The 3755-nt window shown below is 57.7% G+C and carries 4 protein-coding genes and 1 tRNA gene; 2 read left to right on the forward strand and 3 right to left on the reverse strand.

Annotated elements, in window-relative coordinates; all coding sequences use genetic code 11:
• The coding region (locus ACHHTY_RS11850; RefSeq protein ID WP_395494374.1) for an endonuclease at positions 1-338 on the reverse strand (338 nt) is incomplete at its 3' end.
• Between the two features lie 379 nt (positions 339-717).
• Between ACHHTY_RS11850 and ACHHTY_RS11855 the strand changes: the two genes are divergently transcribed.
• Both ACHHTY_RS11855 and ACHHTY_RS11860 read left to right on the forward strand, forming a co-directional pair.
• Positions 718-984, forward strand: a complete 267-nt coding sequence (locus tag ACHHTY_RS11855) for a DUF6794 domain-containing protein (RefSeq protein ID WP_395494375.1) — start codon at positions 718-720, stop codon at positions 982-984.
• A 194-nt stretch (positions 985-1178) separates the two neighbouring features.
• On the forward strand, positions 1179-1349 hold the full coding sequence (locus tag ACHHTY_RS11860) for a hypothetical protein (RefSeq protein WP_395494376.1): 171 nt from the start codon (positions 1179-1181) through the stop codon (positions 1347-1349).
• Positions 1350-2620: 1271 nt separating this feature from the next.
• Here the strand turns inward: ACHHTY_RS11860 and ACHHTY_RS11865 are convergent.
• Together ACHHTY_RS11865 and ACHHTY_RS11870 are read right to left on the reverse strand one after the other, a co-directional pair.
• A tRNA-Arg gene (locus ACHHTY_RS11865) sits at positions 2621-2697 on the reverse strand.
• A gap of 94 nt (positions 2698-2791) precedes the next feature.
• Complete coding sequence (locus tag ACHHTY_RS11870) at positions 2792-3682, reverse strand: selenium metabolism-associated LysR family transcriptional regulator (protein ID WP_395494377.1); 891 nt, start codon at positions 3680-3682, stop codon at positions 2792-2794.
• Positions 3683-3755 lie beyond the last annotated feature (73 nt).

Below are 3755 nucleotides of genomic sequence, written 5' to 3' on the forward strand. Positions count from 1 at the left end.
CCGTCCTGCCAACATTGCCTGGCCCGGCCGAAATTGGAGGCCGGCACGATGTGTTCCCACTCTATCCGCACCGCCCGATTCTCCTGCGCCCGGATCTCGTAGCCGCAGGAGTCAAAGTCAATCCTGCCCCCGGAACGGCCAGTCCATTCCCATTCACATCCGCAGTAAAAAGTTCCGACCGTATTGCGGTCGAGATAGACGTAGTGCCGGGCTTCGACCTTGGCTTGCTCGAAGGTGGCCGGGGCCGCCTGGACGGCCAAAACCAGGACAACCTGGAGCAGGAAGGCAAAGACTGTGTAAAAAGGGAAGCGGGTGATGATATGGCGATCTTTCTTCATAAGCGATTAACCGCGTTATTCTGGGAGTCGGGGTAAGAACGAAGAGATCAGCCAAGGTGGAATCGAAAAGGAGAGGCAAGAGAATGGAAATCGCGGGCAAGGGGTGAAAAATAATGGGTAGCTTCTTTGACCACCATACATTTTCAAGGCTCCCTCCGGCAGCTGGCAACTTGGTCAGCAAGTCGTCTGATAACCAGCGGAGTCTATTCTATGCCTATCGCAATAACAACCGTAAAAAGCCAATTCCAGGATTAAGACCGTGGAACCAACTTTCTTACCGTCCCGCATTTCGTGTTGCCCTGTGACGGATGATTCGATAGTCTAAAAAAAAATAAGAATACTCGGTGGGCAAGGATATGATCATCAAGGTGAAAGTCGGATGAAACAACCGAGCGAATGGCCGGAAACGGTTGAGCAAGCAGTCAACAAACTTCTTGATCTCTTGCACAAAGACGAGACTGACAAAATTGCCGCTATGCCAATGGCTGAGCTTTTTCTACTACATTTTGGCCTTGGGCAGTGGATACGTAATGAATTTGGCCTCTGGTCAGAAAATACAGCCCTGCTGGAAAGTACCGGCCGTTTCCATCCCGATGATGCTGCCAACGTTATTATCGAAGCCTTGTGGCGTAGATTACAGGATTAATCAGCCTACACAGGCAGGATTTGGGAAGAAGGCAGTTGCTTTAGCCTGGCCGGGAAAGCCACTCCGGGGCGGCTTCCATGGCTTGGGCCGGTGGGCCTCCCCGGAGTGTAAAGGGAAAATTCCTTTGCAGGGAAATGCTTGCAGATAATTCAGCGATCACCTACTGGAATGCAGCGTGAAAATGGGAGGACCAGATGAGTAAGCGAGTTTACCAGGGCCTGGAAAAGATCGACCAGGTGACAAGGATCCCGGCCGTCGCCGACCTGTTGACGAAGACGCTGGACGCCGTGGAGAAGAAGCAGCGCCCCCGCGTGTCCCGGAATCTCAAGCCGAATACGAAGCAGTCGGCCGATTCAGATGCTTAGCTCCTTCCGAGATCGATTAACTGAAGCAAGCCGCAAAATCGGCCTACCAGAGTACGCGGGAGAAGTACCCCGATATTCGCTTCGCGAAGCCTTAGCCTTCTGCAACACGCTTTCCACCAATCATCTCAAGCAGGGCCGGCTCACCGTCATGGTTGACCGGCCTTTCTTTTTCCAGGCCTTGCGAGAGCGACCGCGGGGTAATGGTTCGTTGCATACCTGCAGGGTGTAACCCTCGGTGTAACCTTCATTGAACCCTTCACCGGAAACAGCACAATCCGGCGGAGCCTGGCGGCCACCGGTACGCAGGGGTACGCAGGGGTAAGCGGGTATTCGCAACCAGGTGCGCCCGCGCGCGAGATAGAAGATCCGGCGCCGCCGATGGGTGTAACTGGAAGCCCATGTGTTGACCGGCGTGCAACCCCTGTTGTCGGCCCTGGCAATGTGTCATTGTTTTTCAAACCCCTTTCCGGTTTCAGCAGGTAGCAAAAGGGCTGTTACACGGACAACATTTGTCAGGGTGTGGTTATTCTCTTCTTTTGCCTGCCACACAAGGGTTTACCGGCAATTGCCTCCAGGTCTAGCCCGATTTATCTGGAGTCATACGCGCACGCGGAACGGTCAGTCACAGATAGAGCGCGGTAATGTGTCGGCCCGATTTATAGGACATCATACGCTCGGGGCGTTCCTGGAAGCTGCCCCCGATTTAGCGCATATCATAACGCGAACAGAGGACGGCGCTGACACTGACACCAACAGGGGTAACGTGCGCGGTTGCAGAAAGGGTTGTGAAGTTGCAGCCAGGGACACAAAAAGCGCCCATGTAAAGGTGACAGTTTCCGGTGGCCACAAGGGGCGCTCTCCGCTCTTCTGTGCGTGATTGGATGGCAGCAGATGACGAGGTTTCCCGTGTCATCGCGCGCGGGCGAGAAGAAGGGCAACAGGTCCCGAGGCAACACGCAACGCAACACCCCTACGCGGGGGTAATCACGACAAGCAGCGGTGAGCGGTCTGTCTCTTTTCGCGGACGTGATTGTTTGGATACCGTGCTGGATACCTGCGCCCTGGGTCATCTTTGCTGGCGGATCTGATCGTGTAAAAGCGTGGTAACCGAGATTGGTAACCGCCGCTGGTGGTAACCGACGCCCTGGGCCTACCTAAGCGGGCAGGAGTGGCCACCTGATCTTTGAGTAAAAATTGCCTCCTGGGTGGGAAATATGGTGGGAAACGAAAAAAGGACTTAGAAGCCGAAGCCGCTAAGTCCTTGTTTTACCTGGTGCACCCGGCAGGATTCGAACCTGCGACCTACGGATTCGTAGTCCGGCACTCTATCCAGCTGAGCTACGGGTGCTTTGGTGAAAAAAGGCTTATAACTTATTTGGTCCCTGGGGGCAAGGAGAAAACTTGCTCCCGGCCGGTTTCCGCCGCTTCGGCCCGCTCTTTTGTCAGACGTTTTGGCGCAGAAAATCGAGGAAAAGGGCGGCGATAGGCGAAAGGCTGCGGTTTTTGCGCTGGACCAGGTAAAAGGGCCGGGTGAAGCGGACGTCGCGGATGGCCACCTCGGTGAGCAGGCCGCAATCGAAATCCTCCCGCACCGCCCGGCGGGAAATGATCGCCACCCCGATGCCGGCCTTGACCCCCTGGCGCACCGCCTCGGTGCTGCCCATCTCGGCGATGATCTGCAACCGGGCCGGGTCCATGCCGGCGGCGGCGAGAATTTCATTCATCGCCTTGCGGGTGCCGGATTCCCGTTCCCGGTCGATGAAGGGCAGGGTGGTCAACTCCGCCAGTTCGATCTGGTCCCGCCGGGCCCAGGGATGATCCCGGCCTACCGTCAGCACCAGTTCATCGCTGCAGAGCGGTTCCCACTGCAGGGAAGTTTCGTTCCACTTGGCCCCGGTGATTCCGAACTCGCAGTCGCCCTGGATGACCTTGTCCGCCACCTGGCGGGAACCGGCGATGTTGACCGTGACCAGGACCTCGGGGCAGCGCTGCTTGAAGAGCCCCAGCAGCTCCGGCAGCAGGTAGGTGCCGGGGATGGTGCTGGCCCCGGCCCAGAGGTGGCCGACCAGGCGGCCGCTGTGGCTGGCGATGGCCTCGGTGGCTTCCCGGCGCAGGCGCAGGATCTTGCGGGCGTAGTCGTAGAGAATCTTGCCGGCCTGGGTGGGCAGTACCTCCCGGCCCAGGCGGTCGATCAGGCGGACGTCGAGGGTTTCCTCCAGGCTGCGGATATGCTCGCTCACCGTCGGCTGAGAGAGCAGGGCCGCGTCCGCCGCCTTGGTGAAACTCTTCAGGTCGATAACCTTGCAGAATACTTCCAGGCGATGCAGGTCCATGCTCAGCTTCCCGGCGGTTGGCGGCTTTTGGCCTTGGTTTCAGAAGGAGCCGGCGCGGTAGGGGCGGCGTCGG

Source organism: Desulfurivibrio nitratireducens (assembly GCF_044068515.1).
Taxonomy (GTDB): domain Bacteria; phylum Desulfobacterota; class Desulfobulbia; order Desulfobulbales; family Desulfurivibrionaceae; genus Desulfurivibrio.

What these genes read in the sequence shown, in the direction of transcription:
- ACHHTY_RS11870 (WP_395494377.1), bottom strand. Translation starts at nt 3,682, where the DNA reads ATGGACCTGCATCGCCTGGAAGTATTCTGCAAGGTTATCGACCTGAAG.
- ACHHTY_RS11855 (WP_395494375.1), top strand. Translation starts at nt 718, where the DNA reads ATGAAACAACCGAGCGAATGGCCGGAAACGGTTGAGCAAGCAGTCAAC.
- ACHHTY_RS11860 (WP_395494376.1), top strand. Translation starts at nt 1,179, where the DNA reads ATGAGTAAGCGAGTTTACCAGGGCCTGGAAAAGATCGACCAGGTGACA.